Origin of the sequence: Pseudomonas gregormendelii, from assembly GCF_017114825.1 — a bacterium.
Taxonomy (GTDB): Bacteria; Pseudomonadota; Gammaproteobacteria; order Pseudomonadales; family Pseudomonadaceae; genus Aquipseudomonas; species Aquipseudomonas gregormendelii.
In genome coordinates, this window is the sequence record NZ_JADEVO010000012.1 from 21,298 (window position 1) to 40,303 (window position 19,006).

The 19,006-nt window shown below is 59.3% G+C and carries 16 protein-coding genes and 1 pseudogene; 10 read left to right on the forward strand and 7 right to left on the reverse strand.

Translation table 11 applies throughout. The features are described from left to right. Positions 1–19: 19 nt before the first annotated feature. Both IMW75_RS10580 and IMW75_RS10585 read right to left on the reverse strand, forming a co-directional pair. Complete coding sequence (locus IMW75_RS10580; protein WP_045061161.1) at positions 20–1,207, reverse strand: MFS transporter; 1,188 nt, start codon at positions 1,205–1,207, stop codon at positions 20–22. A 231-nt stretch (positions 1,208–1,438) separates the two neighbouring features. Then, complete coding sequence (locus IMW75_RS10585; protein WP_205892579.1) at positions 1,439–3,028, reverse strand: ABC-F family ATPase; 1,590 nt, start codon at positions 3,026–3,028, stop codon at positions 1,439–1,441. Positions 3,029–3,437: 409 nt separating this feature from the next. Between IMW75_RS10585 and lpxO the strand changes: the two genes are divergently transcribed. Then, the gene (gene lpxO / locus IMW75_RS10590; RefSeq protein ID WP_205892580.1) at positions 3,438–4,337 is read left to right on the forward strand and encodes a lipid A hydroxylase LpxO; all 900 of its coding nucleotides are present in this window, start codon (positions 3,438–3,440) and stop codon (positions 4,335–4,337) included. Positions 4,338–4,376: 39 nt separating this feature from the next. On the opposite strand, the gene ku is transcribed toward lpxO, so the two are convergent. Beyond that, a complete protein-coding gene (gene ku, locus IMW75_RS10595; RefSeq protein WP_045061163.1) occupies positions 4,377–5,249 on the reverse strand; it encodes a non-homologous end joining protein Ku in 873 nt (290 codons plus the stop codon). A gap of 205 nt (positions 5,250–5,454) precedes the next feature. Here ku and IMW75_RS10600 point away from each other — a divergent pair, with 205 nt between their 5' ends. The 4 genes and pseudogenes from IMW75_RS10600 (at position 5,455) to IMW75_RS10615 (ending at position 8,879) form a co-directional block, all read left to right on the forward strand. Then, positions 5,455–5,805, forward strand: coding sequence for a hypothetical protein (locus IMW75_RS10600; protein WP_205892581.1), 351 nt, complete (start codon positions 5,455–5,457; stop codon positions 5,803–5,805). A gap of 37 nt (positions 5,806–5,842) precedes the next feature. Further along, positions 5,843–6,994 (forward strand): PQQ-dependent sugar dehydrogenase, encoded by a 1,152-nt coding sequence (locus tag IMW75_RS10605; RefSeq protein ID WP_205892582.1) that lies wholly within the window; start codon positions 5,843–5,845, stop codon positions 6,992–6,994. Between the two features lie 331 nt (positions 6,995–7,325). Beyond that, positions 7,326–8,315, forward strand: a pseudogene (gene ilvA, locus IMW75_RS10610) (threonine ammonia-lyase, biosynthetic); the annotation flags it as partial. A gap of 294 nt (positions 8,316–8,609) precedes the next feature. Then, on the forward strand, positions 8,610–8,879 hold the full coding sequence (locus IMW75_RS10615) for a DUF1652 domain-containing protein (protein WP_122840505.1): 270 nt from the start codon (positions 8,610–8,612) through the stop codon (positions 8,877–8,879). Positions 8,880–8,953: 74 nt separating this feature from the next. Here IMW75_RS10615 and IMW75_RS10620 read toward each other — a convergent pair whose 3' ends face one another. The 4 genes from IMW75_RS10620 to IMW75_RS10635 form a co-directional block, all read right to left on the reverse strand. Continuing rightward, a complete protein-coding gene (locus IMW75_RS10620; RefSeq protein ID WP_045061166.1) occupies positions 8,954–9,220 on the reverse strand; it encodes a DUF2790 domain-containing protein in 267 nt (88 codons plus the stop codon). Between the two features lie 172 nt (positions 9,221–9,392). Then, a complete protein-coding gene (locus IMW75_RS10625) occupies positions 9,393–10,331 on the reverse strand; it encodes a carbohydrate kinase family protein (protein ID WP_045061167.1) in 939 nt (312 codons plus the stop codon). An 84-nt stretch (positions 10,332–10,415) separates the two neighbouring features. Continuing rightward, entirely contained in the window at positions 10,416–11,711 is a 1,296-nt protein-coding gene (locus tag IMW75_RS10630; protein WP_205892584.1) for a glycosyltransferase, read from the reverse strand. Positions 11,712–11,802: 91 nt separating this feature from the next. Continuing rightward, the gene (locus IMW75_RS10635) at positions 11,803–12,171 is read right to left on the reverse strand and encodes a response regulator (RefSeq protein WP_045061169.1); all 369 of its coding nucleotides are present in this window, start codon (positions 12,169–12,171) and stop codon (positions 11,803–11,805) included. Positions 12,172–12,430: 259 nt separating this feature from the next. On the opposite strand from IMW75_RS10635, the gene IMW75_RS10640 reads away from it, so the two are divergent. The 5 genes from IMW75_RS10640 (at position 12,431) to IMW75_RS10660 (ending at position 18,948) form a co-directional block, all read left to right on the forward strand. Continuing rightward, positions 12,431–15,925 carry a response regulator gene (locus IMW75_RS10640; RefSeq protein WP_205892585.1) on the forward strand — a complete coding sequence of 1,165 codons (3,495 nt, stop codon included), beginning with the start codon at positions 12,431–12,433 and terminating at the stop codon, positions 15,923–15,925. Then, complete coding sequence (locus IMW75_RS10645) at positions 15,925–16,740, forward strand: protein-glutamate O-methyltransferase CheR (RefSeq protein WP_205892586.1); 816 nt, start codon at positions 15,925–15,927, stop codon at positions 16,738–16,740. Before IMW75_RS10640 ends, IMW75_RS10645 begins: the two co-directional genes overlap by 1 nt. After that, entirely contained in the window at positions 16,737–17,318 is a 582-nt protein-coding gene (locus tag IMW75_RS10650; protein ID WP_045058358.1) for a chemotaxis protein CheB, read from the forward strand. Before IMW75_RS10645 ends, IMW75_RS10650 begins: the two co-directional genes overlap by 4 nt. Next, complete coding sequence (locus IMW75_RS10655) at positions 17,312–18,493, forward strand: hybrid sensor histidine kinase/response regulator (protein ID WP_045058359.1); 1,182 nt, start codon at positions 17,312–17,314, stop codon at positions 18,491–18,493. The genes IMW75_RS10650 and IMW75_RS10655 overlap by 7 nt, the downstream gene beginning before the upstream one ends. Positions 18,494–18,570: 77 nt before the next feature. Next, positions 18,571–18,948 carry a response regulator gene (locus IMW75_RS10660; protein WP_045058360.1) on the forward strand — a complete coding sequence of 126 codons (378 nt, stop codon included), beginning with the start codon at positions 18,571–18,573 and terminating at the stop codon, positions 18,946–18,948. Positions 18,949–19,006 lie beyond the last annotated feature (58 nt).

Here is a 19,006-nt window from a genome sequence, read left to right on the forward strand (position 1 = left end):
TACCTGCGCGATATAGGGCTTAAGCCATTGCCCGACGTTTGAGCAGCAGGGTGAGTCCCAGTCCTGTCGCTGACAGCAGGGCTGCGCAGAAGAAGATCCACGAATACCCCAGGTTCAATGCAATGGCACCCATCAATGGCCCGGCTATCGCCAGAGCGAGGTCGAAGAACACCGCGTAGGCACTCAAGCCCGCGCCGCGACTGGAGTTTGGTACCTGCTTGATCGCCTCCACCCCCAGCGCCGGGTACACCAGGGACAGGCCGAACCCCGTCAGCCCTGCGCCGAGCAAGGCATAGCCAGTGGAGGGCGCGAGCCAGAGCAATACCAGCCCCACAACCTCAATGCACATGCAGGCGATAGCTGAATTGAAGCCGCCAAAACGGCTGATGCTGGAAATGAACAGCACCCGGGCCAGGATGAAGCACACGCCGAACACCGTCAGGCAATACGCCGCACCTGTCCAGCCACGGTTCACGTAGTACAGGGTGATGAAGGTGGTCAGAGTGCCATAGCCGATCGACGCCAGGCTCAGGCTGGCCCCGAACGGTGCGATGCGCCCGAACACCGCCCAGAATGGCAGGCGCTCGCCGCGGATCACTGGTACTGAAGGTTTGTTGCGAATCAGCAACAGCGCGCCCCCCGCCAGCAATGACAGGGCGATTCCCAGGCTGGCGAAACCCAGCTGGCCGACCATCACCACGCCCAGGGGCGCACCGATGGCGATTGCGCCATAGGAAGCGATGCCGTTCCAGGAAATGGAGCGCGCAGTGTGTTCAGCGCCCACCTGGCCCATGCACCAGCTGATGGTGCCGACGCCGATCAGACCCTGGGCGATCCCCAGCAACAAACGCCCGGCAATCAGAATCAACAGGCTCAGCAGCGGCGTGCTTTGCAGGAGTGTCGACAGCCAGGTCAGCAGGCCACTCAGGACAATGCCCGACAACCCGTAGACGATCGCCCGTTTGGTGCCGACAGTGTCCGACATGCGTCCGGCCATCGGCCGGCTGAGCAGGGTAGCCAGGTACTGGCAGCCAATGGTCAGGCCAGCGACTATGGCGCTGAACCCCAGCTGGTCATGGACGTAGCCCGGCAGCACGGCGATCGGCAGGCCGATGCACAGGAAAGCGACGAAGGTGTAGAAGACGATGGAGACGATCTGCAGGGTGATCGCCATGGAGCTTTGCGGTGGCAGTTGCTGCGCAGACATGAGGGCTCGTTCGCGGGCGGCGGAGGGAGAGCTGCATCATGGCGCGGGCGAGAAACAAAAGGAAGCAGGCTAACGATCAAGATCAAAGGATCGCAGCCTTCGGCAGCTCCTACAGAGGGCGCATTCCAAGGTAGGAGCTGCCGAAGGCTGCGATCTGTTGATCTCCAAACAATAAAAAGCCCCGTCACCAGGACAGGGCTTTTACTTGCAGCTTGAAACTAATAGTTGCTCTTAAAACACCACGCCCTGACTGCGCAGGTAATCGTCATAGGTGCCGCTAAAGTCGATCACGCCGCTAGGGCTCAGCTCGATGATGCGGGTTGCCAGGGACGATACGAACTCGCGGTCGTGGCTGACAAAAATCAGCGTGCCCGGGTAGTTCTCCAGCGCCAGGTTCAGCGCCTCGATGGATTCCATGTCCAAGTGGTTGGTGGGTTCGTCCATGATCAGCACGTTCGGCTTTTGCAGGATCAGCTTGCCGAACAGCATGCGACCTTGCTCACCACCTGAGATGACCTTGACCGACTTGAGGATCTCGTCGTTGGAGAACAGCATCCGGCCGAGGGTGCCGCGAACGATTTGTTCGCCGCCCTGGGTCCACTGGCCCATCCAGTCGAACAGGTTGCAGTCGTCCTCGAAGTCGTGCGCGTGGTCCTGGGCGTAGTAGCCCAGTTCCGCGGCGTCGGTCCACTTCACGGTACCGGCGTCCGGGGTCAGCTCGTTGACCAGGGTGCGCAGCAGGGTGGTTTTGCCGATGCCGTTCGGGCCGATAATCGCTACGCGCTCGCCGGCTTCAACCTGGAAGCTGAACTCCTTGAACAGCGGCTTGCCGTCGAAGCCTTTGGCCATGCGCTCGACAATCACTGCCTGACGGTGCAGCTTCTTGGTTTGCTCGAAACGGATGAACGGGCTCACGCGGCTCGATGGCTTGACCTCGGCCAGCTGGATCTTGTCGATCGCCTTGGCGCGGGAAGTGGCCTGCTTGGCTTTCGAGGCGTTGGCCGAGAAGCGGCTGACGAACGACTGCAGTTCCGAAATTTGCGCTTTCTTCTTGGCGTTGTCAGACAGCAGCTGCTCGCGGGACTGGGTCGCCACGGTCATGTACTCGTCGTAGTTGCCCGGGAACAGGCGCAGCTCGCCGTAATCCAGGTCAGCCATGTGAGTACATACGCTGTTCAGGAAGTGACGGTCGTGAGAGATGATGATCATCAGGCTGGAGCGCTGGGTCAGTATGTTTTCCAGCCAGCGGATGGTGTTGATATCCAGGTGGTTGGTCGGTTCGTCGAGCAGCAGCACTTCAGGATCGGAGAACAGCGCCTGGGCGAGCAACACCCGCAGTTTCCAGCCCGGGGACACTTCACTCATCGGGCCGAAGTGCTGCTCGATGCCGATACCCAGGCCCAGCAGCAGTTCACCGGCACGGGATTCGGCGGTGTAGCCGTCCATTTCCGCGAATTCGGTTTCCAGCTCGGCCACGGCCATGCCGTCTTCTTCGGTCATTTCCGGCAGCGAGTAGATGCGGTCGCGCTCGGCCTTGACCTTCCACAGCTCTTCGTGACCCATGATCACGGTGTCGATCACGGTGAATTCTTCGTAGGCGAACTGGTCCTGGCGCAATTTACCCAGGCGCACGTTCGGTTCGAGCATGACCTGGCCGCCGGACGGTTCGAGGTCGCCGCCGAGGATTTTCATGAACGTCGACTTGCCGCAGCCGTTGGCGCCGATCAGGCCGTAGCAGTTGCCCGCGCCGAATTTGACCGAAACGTTTTCGAATAGCGGCTTGGCGCCGAACTGCATCGTGATGTTAGCTGTAGAGATCAAAGGTTTTTCCTGCGAAGCATTCAGAGTAGCTAGGGTTGCGGCAGTACCGATTCAGTACCCGTTTCCGGTATTCAAACCACGGGAAATGCATCCCGGTCAGAAGCGGAAGGTCCATCTGGCAATAAGTGGACAGCAGCATATGGAGCGCTTGGCCCGAGTCGAAGTGCGCTGAAACGGGGGTCATTCCCGTCATCAACCAAGGGGGGCGCGTAATGTTTGGCGGCGATTGTACTGGTCTGGCACCTGAAACGATAGGGCATTGAGGCTACACGGCTGCTTTGGCGGCGTCAGCGGACAGTTTTTCACATTTGCGGGTTAACCAGGGTCAGCAACTGTGGCTAAAATGCCACCTACTTGATGCCGACAGGCATGGATGCAGTTTGTTCACTCCTGACTTGTGACGATTTCCGTGAAGCTCATCATTGCCGCCATTTATATAGTCACGATCACTTACGTCCATCTGCGCGGTCGCGTGCGCCACAAGCCAGGCCGGCAACTGAGCGACCACTCGACGTTCCTCGCGCCGCTCAACTGTGTGCTGTACCTGTTCTCGAAACTGCCCAACAAACCTTACCTCGATCCGGCAGACTTTCCGGACCTGCGGCCGCTGCAGGAGCACTGGCAGGAGATTCGCGCGGAAGCACAGAACCTGATTCACGCCGGTGAAATCAAGCGTTCCAGCCACTATGACGATGTCGGCTTCAACTCCTTCTTCAAGACTGGCTGGAAACGTTTCTACCTCAAGTGGTACGGCGACAGCCATCCTTCGGCAAAGAAGTTGTGCCCGCGCACCACCGAACTGGTGCAGGGCATTGGCTCGATCAAAGCCGCGATGTTCGCCGAGCTGCCGCCCGGGTCCAGACTGGTGCGCCATCGTGATCCCTATGCCGGGTCCTACCGTTACCACCTGGGCCTGGAAACGCCGAATGATGCGGGCTGCTATATCAATGTCGACGGCGAGAATTACCACTGGCGCGACGGTGAAGCCGTAATGTTCGATGAGACCTTCATCCATTACGCGGAAAACACCACGAGTCACAATCGCATCATTCTGTTTTGCGATATCGAGCGGCCCATGAAGTATCGCTGGGCGGCAGCATTCAACGGCTGGTTCAGCCGCCATGTGATGTCCGCTGCCGGCGCACCGAACGATGCGGGCGACAAGACGGGCGGGATCAACCGGCTGTTTGGCAAGATCTACAAGATCCGCTTGCGCGGCAAGGCGCTAAAGAAGCGCAATCGCAAGCTCTATTATCTGGAAAAGTGGGCAATATTTGGCAGTTTGATCGCGGTTTTCGTGCTGATCTGATCAATGCCATCGCGAGCAGGACTGCACCTTCACAATCAATCATCCAGCCGATCGCTTGGTCGCCTTTTTCGCCGGTGCCGTCTTCGCCGTCGACTTGGTTTTCGCCGCCGGCCTGGCAGCAGCTTTCCCTCCCAGGCTACGCTTGAGCAACTCGGTCAAGTCGATGACATCCGCCGTCTTGCGTTCTTCCTCGCCGGTCGCCGTTTCCACATCTTCGATCTTGCCTTCATGGGCTTTCTTCTCGACCAGCGCCATGATCTTGTCCTCGAAACTGTCGCGATAGTCCTCGGGCGACCAGTCACCGCTCATGTCCTGCACCAGGCGCTTGGCCATGTCGAGCTCGCCCTTGGCCAGTTTGGGCTCGGTCACTTCGCTGCCCAGTTCCAGGGTATCGAGACTGCGAACCTCTTCCGGCCAGCGCAGCATCACCAGGACCATCGCCGACTCCAACGGCATCAGCGCTGCCAGGTGCTGGCGGGTATGCAGCACCACGTGGCACAGGGCGACTTTGTTGGTTTTGCTCAGGGTTTCACGCAGCAGCGCATAGACCTTGCCGCCGCGTTTGTCCGGGGCCAGGTAGTACGGCCTATCGATGTTCTGCAGCGGGATCTGCTCGCTGTCCACAAAGGAAAAGATGTCGATTGTCTGGGTGGAGAGCGGGTGGGCTGATTTGATTTCCTCTTCACTGAGCACCACGTAGCGACCCTTTTCGTACTGCACACCCTTGACGATGTGTTCCTTGGTCACCTCCTTGCCGGTTACCTTGTTCACCCGTTTATACCCGACCGGATCCATACTGCGACTGTCCAGCCAGTCAAAGTCCACGCCTTGGGAAGACGTCGCCGAAACCAGTGCTACAGGGATATGCACCAGCCCGAAACTGATTGCGCCTTTCCAGATTGCCCGTGCCATGGTCGTCTACTCGCGAGTGATGATCAGGTGACCCGCATCCCTCGGCAAAAGTTTCAGCCGATGATGCCCCGGCCCGCCGGGGTGCGGGGCATCCCTGGTCAACTGGTGTTACATCTTCGACGCGAGGTTTTGATTAACAAAACAGAACCCCCGGCGTAGCGTGGTATCGAAGACCCTATCCACGCCCACGTCGAGAGGTTCACCGATGAACAGGTTCGTGCTGGTCTGCACCGCACTAGCATGGAGTGCCGTACTGAGCCATCAGGCCCACGCGGCAGCGGTCCCTGAGTCGATGCTGTTGGCGCAAAGCCCTACGGGTAGTACCAGCAATCCCTACAACAGCCCCATCCGTCGGGCCAACCCCAATAGCATGCAAGGCACACAACCCAGTGCGCCGGCCATACGCGGGCCCAATACCGTACCAGTGCCCCGGCCACCCACCCTGGACAACGGCGGCATTGGCAATCGTGCACCGCAGACTCGCCCTGTGCCCGACAGCCCACCCAGGTTCATCCCCAACCCACCCCCTAGAGACGGCGATACCAACAATCGCTGAGCCTGGCTGACTATTTTGACGACATAAGGAACTGTGCATGTTGAGAAAATCCCTCCTGGCCACCTTCTGCGCCAGCGTCATGTTCACCACTGCACCCGCCGCCATTGCGGCATCAGTCCAGGAATTGAAGAGCGAGCTGGGCACGCTTGAAGTCACCACCCTCACTCAAGGTCTGGAGCATCCCTGGGCCCTGGCATTTCTGCCCGACCGCCAGGGCATGCTGGTAACCGAGCGCCCGGGCAACCTGCGGTTGGTCACCGTCGATGGCAAGCTTTCGGCCCCTATCAGCGGCGTGCCGGACGTGTGGGCCAAAGGCCAGGGTGGTTTGCTGGACGTTGTGCTGTCCCCGGACTTCAAGCAGGACCGCACGGTGTACCTGTCGTACGCCGAGGGTGGCGGCAAGGGGGACAAGGCCGGAACCGCAGTAGGTCGCGGGCAACTGTCGGCAGATTTGAAGACTCTGGAGAACTTCAAGGTGATCTTCCGCCAGGAGCCCAAGCTCTCGGTCGGCAATCACTTCGGCTCGCGACTGGTATTCGACCGCGACGGCTATCTGTTCATCACCCTGGGTGAAAACAACGACCGGCCAACCGCCCAGGACCTCGACAAGTTGCAGGGCAAGGTGGTCAGGATCTATCCCGATGGCCGGGTACCGGATGACAACCCCTTTGTCGGGCAGAACGGCGTGCGCCCGGAAATCTGGTCTTACGGTCAGCGTAACCCCCAAGGCGCGGCCCTCAACCCATGGACGGGCGTCCTCTGGGAAACCGAGCATGGCCCCCGCGGTGGCGATGAACTGAATGTGATCGAGCGCGGCAAGAACTACGGTTGGCCGCTGGCTACCCATGGCATCAACTATTCAGGCCAGCCCATTCCCGAAGCCACCGGCAAGACCGCCGAGGGCACGGTAGGGCCGCACCATGTCTGGGAGAAATCCCCGGGGCTGAGCGGTATGGCGTTCTACGATGCCGACCGGTTCAAGGTGTGGCAGCACAACGTGTTCATGGGGGCACTGGTCAGCCAGGAATTGATCCGCCTGCAGTTCAACGGGGACAAAGTGGTCCACGAGGAGCGCTTGATGGGCGAGCTCAACAAGCGCATTCGCGATGTGCGGCAGGGGCCCGACGGTTATTTGTACGTGCTGACGGATGAGAGCGATGGGGTGTTGTACAAGGTTGGGTTGAAGTAAATGCACCCACCTTCCCTGGGTTGAGCGGCGAGTCTGCAGGGGGCGATTGTAATTGGCCATTGACTTGCCATCAGCCGCCGGCTAATTTCGACCCATGACTTTCACCGTATCGCGCTGCCAGCCAAGCATTATTACCGCCATTCCTTATTTGGCGGGTTAGCTCACGACTGCAGCACCCAACCCGCCCTCGAGGCGGGTTTTTACTTTCTGTCTCCTGGGTTAAAGCCGCTACCGGCGTGGAAGCTGTTTGAAGGTCGCGATCTTTTCGTTTTTGAAGAGCAAAAGATCGCAGCCTTCGGCAGCTCCTACGTGGGTAATAAAGGAGACCGAGATGACCTACACCGCCAACCAGCAAGCCCTGCTTGCCCGTTACGTCAAGAAGATCCTCGCGGCGCCGGTTTACGAACTGGCCGTACTTACGCCATTGCAACCCGCACCCGCGTTGTCGGAAGCCCTGGGTAACCAGATCCTGCTGAAACGCGAGGACCTGCAGCCGACGTTCTCCTTCAAGATCCGCGGTGCCTATAACAAGCTGGTGCAACTGAGCGATGAGCAAAAAGCACGCGGTGTGATCACCGCGTCGGCCGGCAACCACGCACAAGGTGTTGCATTGGCAGCGCGAGAACTGGGAATCGCTGCGACCATCGTCATGCCCGCCACGACGCCGGAACTGAAGGTGCTGGGGGTGCGTAGCCGCGGCGCCGAGGCCGTGCTTCACGGAGAAAGCTTTCCGTTTGCCCTGGCATACGCCCTGGACCTGGCCGCGCGCACAGGCCGTACCTTTGTTTCGCCATTCGACGACCCGGAGGTGATCGCAGGGCAGGGCACTGTCGCCATGGAGATCCTGCGTCAGCACCCCGCAGACCTCGACGCGATCTTTGTGCCGGTGGGGGGTGGTGGACTGATCGCAGGCATTGCCGCATACGTCAAATACCTGCGTCCGCAAGTGCGCATCATCGGTGTGGAGTCCGAACACTCCGCTTGCCTGGGCGCAGCGCTGCAAGCCGATGAGCGCGTGGTGCTGCCGAACGTCGGCACCTTTGCCGACGGCGTTGCCGTGGCGCAAATAGGCGTCTATGGGTTTGAGGTATGTCGATTTTGCGTAGACGAAATGCTGACCGTGACCAATGACGAGTTGTGCGCTGCGATCAAGAATATCTACGACGATACCCGGTCGATCACCGAACCTTCCGGTGCACTGGCCGTGGCCGGTATCAAAAAGTATGTCGCCCGCACCCGAGCCCGTGGCCAGACCCTGGTGGCCATCGACTCGGGCGCCAACATCAACTTCGACAGCCTGCGCCACGTGGCTGAACGTGCCGCTTCATGCGGCGCGCCGGCCTGAGACTGGACACATTGCCGCATTCTTGCCGCCGTGTCCGGTTCGTGCAACCGGCCGGGGCAGGATTGCATTTTGCAGTGGCCCAGACGCTGCTTCTTGCAGTTTGCATGATCGCTTGCGCGCTCAACTTCCCTAACCCTTTGATTTGCCGATGAGCTGCACGGCGAAATCAGAGGCATGAATTATGCTGTAGATGTCCTTAAGCTGACCGCGCCTTTCATTGAGTCAGCGCCTGTTTATCGCTGGCAATCTGACAATAAGGAGAGGGTCGCCATGTTTCTTTCTGCCTTGGAACTTCGCAACATCATTGAAAGCAGTTTCCTGCCTAAACGCTGTTTATGTACGTTATCGCCTGACCTTTCCATGACCATCAAAGTGTTTTCCGACGGCGTGACGGATCAGGTCGACCTGGTTAAATCCGGTATAGACGCCAGCCATCTTAACGGCAGGCGAGAGATCAACGAGCTGATTGCGGGGCTGCGCTCCGATATCGATCTCCATGCACACAAGCAAACGCTGCACCCGGACCGCAAGGCGCTTTAATCTCTGATGATAATCGCCGGCGATCTGACTATTACTAAAGGGTCTGGCCTGACAACAGGCCAGACCCTTTGTCGTCAGTTCTGCAAGCTGCAAGCATCCGACAATTTGCGATAGCTGATTTGCGCAGGTTGCCCGGCGTTGTCGATGTATTTCATTTCAGCCGTCACCACTTTGCAGTCCAGGGTCGAAGGTTCGGTCAGGGCGATCACCTTGGCGACGTGCAGGGGCATCCCGTAATGGTAGGGCACCGCTTGGCTGGTACCTGCGTCATTGGCATGGGCGATGCCGGCCCAGGAAATGCTGGCAAGGGTAGTGGCGAGCAATATCGTTTGAATTCTCATGAGCATACTCCAGCGCAGACAAAGGTCAGCTCGACCATCAGGATCGAGCGGTCCGCACTGGGCTGTCAGGCAAGCTGCAGGCGTGCGGTCCAGTCAATTATTGGACCGCACAGTTAAGCGATGGTTAACCTCGCCGTATGCCACCTGTCGGCTGGAGGCTGCTATTTCAGGTTTATTGCAGCTGATGCCGATACGGCAAGTCCGGCCCGGTCCTAGTGCACGTCAGCGCCGCTGCGCGCAACGCAAACCTGAGCATTGCATCAGTCTGCTCGCGTCCTAATTGCTGCAATCCCTGCACAGAATCCAGTTGCTGCTCCGTCAGCCAGGCGATCAACGCCGCCTGGAAGGTGTCGCCCGCACCGACGGTGTCGGCAATCTCCACGGCGCAGGCCGGTACCGACCAGGCGCCGTGTCGACGACTGAACACCGTCGCACCTTCGCCCCCGCGAGTCAGGAACACCAGCTGACAGCGATGCTCCAGCCACCCCTGGATCACCCGCTGCGGGTCCTGTTCGGGATATAACAGGCTCAGGTCCTCGTCGCTGACCTTGATCAGGTCGGCATGCTCGACCAGCATCGCCACTCGCGAGCGCCACAGTTCGATGTTTGGCTCTGGATTGAGCCGCACATTCGGATCGAGGCTGATCAAGCGCTTACCGCTTTCCCTGCGCACCAATGCCAGCAGGGTATCGGCAACCGGCTGTACCACCAGCGAGTAGGAGCCAACATGCAGGCCGCGTATGTAGGCCGGCAGCAGCGGAAGATGGTCGAGGCGCAGCTGCCGGTCAGCACAACCTTCGCCCCGGAAGCTGTAATGCGGCGAGCCATTGGCGCCCACGGCGACCATCGCCAGGGTTGTGGGCGCCGCGAATTCCACCACGAAGTCGGTACCGACACCTTCGTCCTGCAACACCTGCTGCAAACGCTTGCCCAGGTAATCGCTCGACAGCCCGGCAAACAGCGCGGCCTCTACGCCCAGCCGGCGCAAACCCACGGCCACATTGAACGGCGAACCACCGGCAATGGCCTTGAAATTCACTTTGGACGCCAGGCCACTGACGTCTTCTTCACTGAAAAAATCGAACAGCGCTTCGCCACACACCAGATACATGATTATTCACTCTTCAAAGGGTTGCGACATGCTGTCGGTAACGTTTGTACGTCGTGCCCTCGACCACCCGAAGTCTCACTCGGGTTACTGAGGCTGACGGTTTTTCGCTTCGATCCACTGCGACATGTATTGAGTGCTCTTGTGCTGGTGATGGCGCAGCATGCTGCCGGTAAAGTTGTCGCGCCGGATTGAACCCAGGTTTCGACGGCATTCTTCAATTCGGGTGATCAGTGCGGGGCCATGTTGCGCCTGGCGATAGCGCTGCCCGAGCAGGTGAAGGCCTTTGGCCTGTGCGGCCAGCCAGCAGGTGCGGTCGTTGTGCAGTTGTACCGCGCTGTCGGCAAACGCCTGGGCCGTGCGGGTAATTGCACCTGGCCAGGGTTCCAGGCCGTGCATGCCTTCTGCCCCCACTGGTGTTGTGACATTCGGCGTGCCGCACAGCATCGCATCCACCAGCTTGCCCTTGATACCCGCGCCAAAGCGCAAGGGAGCCAGGCACACCCTGGCCGCAGACATGACTTGCAAGGCATCCTCGGCCCAGTTCATCACATGAAAACCCTGGGCGGCGTTGTGCAGTGCGGTTGCCTTGGGCGGTGTGTAAGCCCCATAGATGTGCAGCTGGGCAGCGGGCAATTGCTGGCGAATCAACGGCCAGATCGTAGTCTTGAGCCACAGCACTGCATCCCAGTTCGGCGAATGCCGGAAGTTGCCGATGCTGAGAAAATGCGCGCGGTCTTCGAAGCGAGTCGATGGCCGGGTGGGCACATCGATCATCAGCGGACACCAGTGCAACAATTCACGGGGCACCATGAACTGCTGCACCAGTAACTCGATCTCCACCTCGGAGATCATCAGCGTCAGGTCGCAACGATAAATGGCAGCAAGCTCACGCTTGGCCAGGTCGGCATCGGCCATGAGTTCGAATTCCTGCCGTAACGCGGGGGCAAACAATTCGTTGAAGTCTTCGAGGTCAGCGCTGGCCTTCAAGCGCTCCTTGAGGCGTTGGTGCCTGGCGTGACGCAGGCTCTGCAGGTCTGAAGTTTCCAGCACTCGCAGTGCATTGGGGCAGTGCTTTTCTACCCGCCAGCCGAATTGTTCTTCCATCATAAACTGGTCGAACAGCACGACATCCGGGGCCAGCTCACTGACAAACGCGTCGAAACTGCTGTTGTTGAGTTCGATCGGCACCTGGCGAATGCCCAGGGCGGTGAGGTCAGCCGGGTGCTCGCCAGCACCTGCCGGGCTGCTGAACGTAATGTCCCAGCCCTGTTGCAGGAAGGTTTCGAGGATTTGCATCACATGGCCGCTGGCCGCCGAGGAGCGGGGCTCGGGCCAAACGTAACCAATCACCAGGACTTTGGCTGCGCGGGGCTGACTCATTGAGGGTGGTTCCTTGAAGCGGGCAGGGGGACATGCGGAAAAAAGCGCGCAATTAAAGCACAGTCCGCAGCGATCCTGGCGCTATGAGGGTTTAGCTGGCGGCCTGCAGGATGCCCTTGACCTTGTCCCGCAGCGCATCGATCGAGAACGGCTTGCCAATCAGGTGCATGCCCTCAGGCACATCAATGTTTTCGGCGTAACCGCTGGCAAACAGGATTGGCAAGCGGGCACGCAGCTGACGCGCCTTGTCGGCCAGCTCACGTCCGTCCATGCCCGGCAGGCCGACATCAGTCATCATCAGATCGATGGTTTGCCCGGCGTTGGCCAGGAACGCCAGCGCCTGTTCGCCGCCATCAGCCTCCAGCACCTCGAATTCCAGTTCCTCCAGTACATCGACGATCAACATGCGCACGATGTCGTCGTCTTCGACTACCAGGATGATGGACGCGGCGGAAGACATAATAGGGTTCCCAAAGATTGAAATGGCGTTGGCCGGTCGATCAGATTCGCCGGAGTCTTGCTTGAGTAAACGGCGGGACCCGACAAGTTCCCTTCGTGCTGAAAAAAGAATAGCTGCTCAAGCGCGGGAAGGATAACCGCTCCTTGGTTCTGGAACAGCTGAATGTAGGATATTGCTGAAATACCCGTCAGAAAATTGGATCAATATGCCCGTTATGGGGCAAACTCCCTGTTTTTTAACAGTTCGACAAGGCTCCCACATGACCTCTGCGTCTTCGGTAGATGAGCAACGATTCCGTAAACTCCTGAGTCGCAACGTCAGCCTGCCATTGGGTGTGGGCGTTCTCAGTGCGGTGTTCTTCGTGTCCCTGATCCTCTATCTGTTGTCAACCATCCAGTGGGTGGAACATACCGATCGGGTGATCAATAACGCCAATGAAGCGGTGAAGCTGACCGTCGATCTGGAAACCGGGATGCGCGGCTATCTGCTCAGCGGTGACGAGAAGTTTCTCGAACCCTATGAAACCGCACGCCCGCGAATCAAGGTGGCTCTCGACACCTTGCTGGAACTGACCAGTGACAACCCGGTACAAACCGATCGCCTGCGTCGCCTCGAGGCGCTGCAGGCTGAATGGGCCGGCTACGCGCAATCGATGATCGATTTGCAACGTTCCAGTGGTGACTACCGTGGTGCGGTCAAGGCCGGGCGCGGCAAACGCCTGACCGATGAAATACGCAAGCAGTTCGAAGACGTGATCGAGATGGAACAGCAGTTGCGCGCCTCGCGCAATGAAGAGGTGCGTCGCACCACCATCTGGAGCATTGCCCTGTACTTGCTGTTCGTCGCCGGGATCAGTGCGCTGCTGGCCTATATAGGCCGCCGCGATCTGCTCAACCTGTCGCAAAACTACGCCGCCAACCTGGCCGCGCAGCAGTCCAGCGCCAATCGTTTGGAGCAGCAGGCCTGGCTGCGCAATGGCCAGACTGAACTCGCCGAACAGGTACTGGGGCAGCTGTCGCTAAACGTGCTGGGGCGCAATATCCTGCAGTTCTGCGCGCAGTACCTCGGTTCGGCGGTGGCGGCTATCTATGTACGCGAAGAGCACGGTGGCCTCAAGCGTATTGCGTCCTACGGGTTTTCCCGGGAACAGGAAGAGCGTGAGCACTACATTTATAGCGATGAAGGGATTGTCGGGCAGGTGGCGCAACGGGCCGAGGTGATTCGCCTGGACCAGGTGCCCGGTGACTACTTCAAGGTCAGCTCCGCCCTGGGCGAAGGGCTGCCGCACAGTGTGTTGGTGGTGCCTACCAGCGACGATGAGCGGGTCAATGGCGTGATCGAGCTGGGCTTTCTGCGCCCGCTCAGTGACCGTGACGTCGAGTTGCTGGAGCTGATTGCCGGCAACATTGGCACCTCGATCGAGGCCGCGCGCTATCGCCAGCGCCTGCAAGAGGTGCTGGCCGAAACCCAGCAACTCAATGAAGAGCTGCAGGTTCAGCAGGAAGAACTCAAGACCGCCAACGAAGAGCTCGAAGAGCAGTCGCGCATCCTCAAGGAGTCCCAGGCACACCTGGAAACCCAGCAGGTGGAGCTGGAGCAGACCAATGAACAGCTGGCCGAGCAGGCGCAGATCCTCGCCGATCAGCGCGACGCCATGGACCAGAAGAACACCGAGCTCAATCTGGCTCAAACGCAGCTGGAAGAGCGTGCCGAGGAATTGCAGCGTTCGAGCAAGTACAAGTCCGAGTTCCTCGCCAACATGTCCCATGAGCTGCGCACGCCGCTGAACAGCTCGCTGATCCTGGCCAAACTGCTGGCGGAAAATCCCCAGGACAACCTCAGCGCCGAGCAGGTCAAGTTTGCCGAATCGATCTATTCGGCAGGCAACGATCTGCTGCACCTGATCAACGACATCCTCGACATTTCCAAGGTCGAGGCCGGCAAGCTGGAAATGCTGCCCGAGAACACCAGCGTCGCACGCCTGGTGGACGGCTTGCGCGGGATGTTCCAGCCGCTGGCGACGCAAAAGAAGCTGGATTTCCAGGTCGAGCTGCAAGACGGTTCGCCGCTGATGATCTACACCGACCGCCAGCGCCTGGAGCAGGTGATCAAGAACCTGCTGTCCAACGCCGTGAAGTTCACCGAGAGCGGCACGGTCAGCCTTACTGTTACCGGCATGCCGGATGATGGCATTGCATTCGTCGTGCGCGATTCCGGGATTGGCATTGCCGCCGATCAGCAGGAAAGCATCTTCGAAGCCTTCCGCCAGGCCGACGGCACCACCAACCGGCGCTACGGCGGCACCGGCCTGGGGCTGTCGATTTCCCGGGATCTGGCCGCATTGCTCGGTGGTTCCATCAGCGTCACCAGTGAACCGGGGCAGGGCAGCGTGTTCACCCTGGTGCTGCCGCAACAATATGTCGAGCCAGGTGAAAGCCCTGTCTCGCCGGTAGCTCCGGCGCCCGTGGCGGTCTCGCACAAAGTCGCCGCGCCGCCTGCGCTGGCACCGTTGATTGCCCCGATCGACATCCCAAGCTTCAACGATGACCGCAGCAAGGCGCCGTTTGCCACGCGTTGCATCCTGGTGGTGGAGGACGAGCCGAATTTCGCTCACATTCTTTACGACCTGGCGCATGAGCTGGGCTATCAGTGCCTGGTTGCCCATGGCGCCGACGAAGGTTACAACCTGGCCAGGGAGTACATCCCGGACGCGATCCTGCTGGACATGCGCCTGCCAGACCATTCCGGCCTGACCGTGCTGCAGCGCCTCAAGGAGCACGCAGACACGCGGCATATCCCGGTGCACGTGATTTCGGTAGAGGATCGAGTGGAAGCTGCCATGCACATGGGCGCCATCGGCTACGCCGTCAAACCGACCACCCGTGAAGAGCTCAAGGATGTTTTCGCCCGCCTGGAAGCCAAGCTGACCCAGAAGGTCAAGCGCGTTCTGCTGGTGGAAGATGACGACCTGCAGCGCGACAGCATTGCCCGCCTGATCGGCGACGAAGACATCGAGATCACCGCGGTTGGCTATGCCCAGGAAGCGCTGCAGCTGCTGCGCACCACCATCTACGACTGCATGATCATCGACCTGAAACTGCCGGACATGCTGGGCAATGAACTGCTCAAGCGCATGTCCACCGAGGACATCTGCTCCTTCCCGCCTGTGATCGTCTACACCGGCCGCAACCTTACCCGGGATGAAGAAGCAGAGCTGCGCAAGTACTCGCGCTCGATCATCATCAAGGGCGCGCGCTCACCGGAGCGTTTGCTGGACGAGGTGACACTCTTTTTGCACAAAGTCGAATCGCAGCTGTCCCATGAACGGCAGAAGATGCTCAAGACCGCCCGCAGCCGCGACAAGGTCTTCGAGGGTCGCAAAGTGCTGTTGGTGGACGACGACGTACGCAATATCTTCGCCCTCACCAGCGCGCTCGAGCAAAAAGGCGCAGTCGTGGTCATTGGCCGTAACGGCCGTGAAGCGATTGAAAAGTTGAATGAAGTCGAGGACATCGATCTGGTGTTGATGGACGTAATGATGCCGGAGATGGACGGCTTTGAAGCCACCATCGAGATTCGCAAGGACCCGCGCTGGCGCAAGCTGCCGATCATTGCGGTGACGGCCAAGGCCATGAAGAATGATCAGGAACGCTGCCTGCAGGCCGGCTCCAATGATTACCTGGCCAAGCCCATTGACCTGGATCGCCTGTTCTCGTTGATTCGAGTGTGGTTACCTAAGATGGAACGCATTTAGTGCCAGCCAATACCGAAATCGAATTGCGGCTGCTGATCGAGGCCATTTACCTCAAGTACAGCTATGACTTTCGCGACTACTCCGGCGCTTCGATCAAGCGCCGGGTGCAGCACGCGTTGGGGCAGTTCGAATGTGCGACCATTTCGGCGCTGCAGGAGAAGGTCCTGCACGACCCGACGGCGTTCATGCAATTGCTGCAGCTGCTGACCATCCCGGTCAGCGAGATGTTTCGCGACCCCTCGCACTTCCTGGCCATTCGCCAGGAAGTGGTGCCGTTGCTCAAGACCTACCCCTCGATCAAGATCTGGATCGCCGGCTGCAGCACGGGGGAAGAAGTCTATTCCATGGCGATCCTGCTGCGCGAAGAAGGCTTGCTCGACCGCACCATCATCTACGCCACCGACATCAACCCGCGCTCTCTGGATAAAGCCAAGCAAGGCATCTTTTCCATGGAAAACGTGCGGGCCTACACGGCTAACTACCAGAAAGCCGGTGGCCAGCGTGCGTTCTCCGAGTACTACACGGCCGCCTATGGCTACGCGATTTTCGACAAGTCGCTGTGCGAGAACGTGACCTTTGCCGATCACAGCTTGGCCACTGACAGTGTGTTCTCAGAAACTCAATTAATTTCATGCCGTAACGTGTTGATTTATTTCAATAAAAAACTACAGGATAGGGCTTTCGGCTTGTTTCACGAGTCCCTGTGCCACCGCGGCTTCCTGGTGCTGGGCAGCAAGGAGACACCGGAGTTTTCAGCCTTCGGCAAGCAGTTCGAACCCTTGGTCAAACAAGAACGGATCTACCGCAAATCATGAGCCATTCTTCGATTGAAGCCATCGTGATCGGTGCCTCGGCAGGCGGGGTCGAAGCCTTGCTGAACATTCTCAGCCCGCTGCGCGCAGGCTTCATGCTGCCGATCATCGTCGTGTTGCACCTGCCGGATGCGCGCCGCAGTCATCTGGCCGAAGTGTTCGCCCGCCGGGTCTCGATGCCGGTGCTGGAAGCAAGTGACAAGACGCCGGTAGTGCCGGGCACGCTGTATTTTGCGGCGCCCGGTTATCACCTCTCGGTGGAACAGGACCGGACCTTCTCCCTGAGCCTGGAAGATCGCGTGCACCACTCGCGCCCGGCCATCGATTACCTGTTCGAATCGGCGGCCGATGCCTATGGCGTCAACCTCGCTGCAGTGCTGTTGACCGGCGCCAACCGGGACGGTGCCAGCGGCCTGGCACAGGTCAAGGACCGGGGCGGCCTGACCATCGTCCAGGATCCACAAGAGGCGCAGGTGGCCACCATGCCGTTGGCGGCATTGGCGACCCACCAGCCGGATCACATTCTTCCCATTCACGGCATCGGCCGTCTGCTTGTCGAGCTGGAACGAATCGCATGCTAAGTAATATTCAAGCCAAACTGCTGATCGTCGACGATCTGCCGGAGAACCTGCTGGCGCTCGAAGCGCTGATCAAGCGTGAAGACCGCATGGTCTACAAGGCCTTGTCCGCCGACGAAGCCCTGTCCCTGCTGCTGCAGCACGAGTTCGCCATGGCCATTCTCGACGTGCAGATGCCCGGCATGAACGGCTTTGAACTGGCCGAGTTGATGCGCGGCACGGAAAAGACCCGGAACATTCCGATCGTGTTCGTCAGCGCCGCCGGTCGCGAGCTCAATTACGCGTTCAAGGGCTACGAAAGCGGGGCAGTGGACTTCCTGCACAAACCGCTGGATATCCATGCGGTCAAGAGCAAGGTCAATGTGTTCGTCGACCTGTATCGCCAGAGCAAGGCGATGAAGCAACAGGTCGAGGCGCTTGAGCAAAGCCGTCGCGAGCAGGAAGCGCTGCTGCAGCAATTACAAAGTACCCAGCTGGAACTGGAGCAGGCAGTGCGCATGCGCGATGACTTCATGTCGATCGTCGCCCACGAAGTGCGAACGCCGCTCAATGGCTTGATCCTGGAAACCCAGCTGCGCAAGATGCACCTGGCCCGGGAAAACGCCGCCGCTTTCACCCTGGACAAGATGCACGCCATGGTCGATCGCGACGAACGGCAGATAAAAAGCCTGATCCGCCTGATCGAAGACATGCTGGATGTTTCGCGGATTCGTACCGGGAAACTGTCGATCCGCCCAAGCCGCTTCGATCTCTCGGCGCTGGTGCGTGGTTTGCTGCAAAACTTCGCCCCGCAAATCGACGCGGCCGAGTCGTCGGTTTCCCTGGATGCCGATGAACCGATAGAGGGCAATTGGGATGAATTTCGTATCGAACAAGTGATCTCAAACTTGTTGACCAACGCTTTACGGTACGGCGCCAAAAGCCCGATCGCCGTGAAGGTGTACAGTGAGAACGGTCAGGCGCGGGTAGAAGTGCAGGATCAAGGGATCGGCATCGGTGAAGAAAACCAGAAGCGGATCTTCCAGCAATTCGAGCGCGTCACGGCCAAGCATGCCGTCGCCGGCCTGGGCCTGGGCCTGTTTATTTCAGAACAGATTGTGACGGCCCACGGCGGTACCATTACGGTCGAAAGCCGGATTGGCGAAGGCGCCCTGTTTCGCGTTTGTCTGCCGCTGTAGGAAATCAGGCAGATAAACGCAACCTCTGGTCGACCCCACGGTCGTATCAGCAGCTATTGACCGAACAAAGGCTTCCCATGAGTGAAGATGCGCAAGATGTAGTACTTGTCGTCGAGGATGACCCCTCGATATTGATGGTGTTGTCCGCTTATTTATCGGGCGAGGGCTACCGCGTGCTGCAGGCTGAGAACGGCGAGGAGGCCTTCGCTATCCTCGCGAGCAAACCTCACCTGGACATGATGATCACCGACTTCCGCCTGCCCGGTGGCATTTCCGGCGTGCAGATTGCCGAGCCCGCAGTAAAATTGCGACCGGAACTGAAGGTGATCTTCATCAGCGGCTACCCGCAGGAAATCCGCGAGACCGACAGCCCGATTACCCGCAAGGCACCCATCCTGGGCAAACCATTCGATCTGGATGTGTTGCAGGAATTGATGCGGGACATGCTGTCGTAGAAGCTGCGAAGACACCCCGCAGCTGCTGCGTAGGAGCTGTCGAGTGAAACGAGGCTGC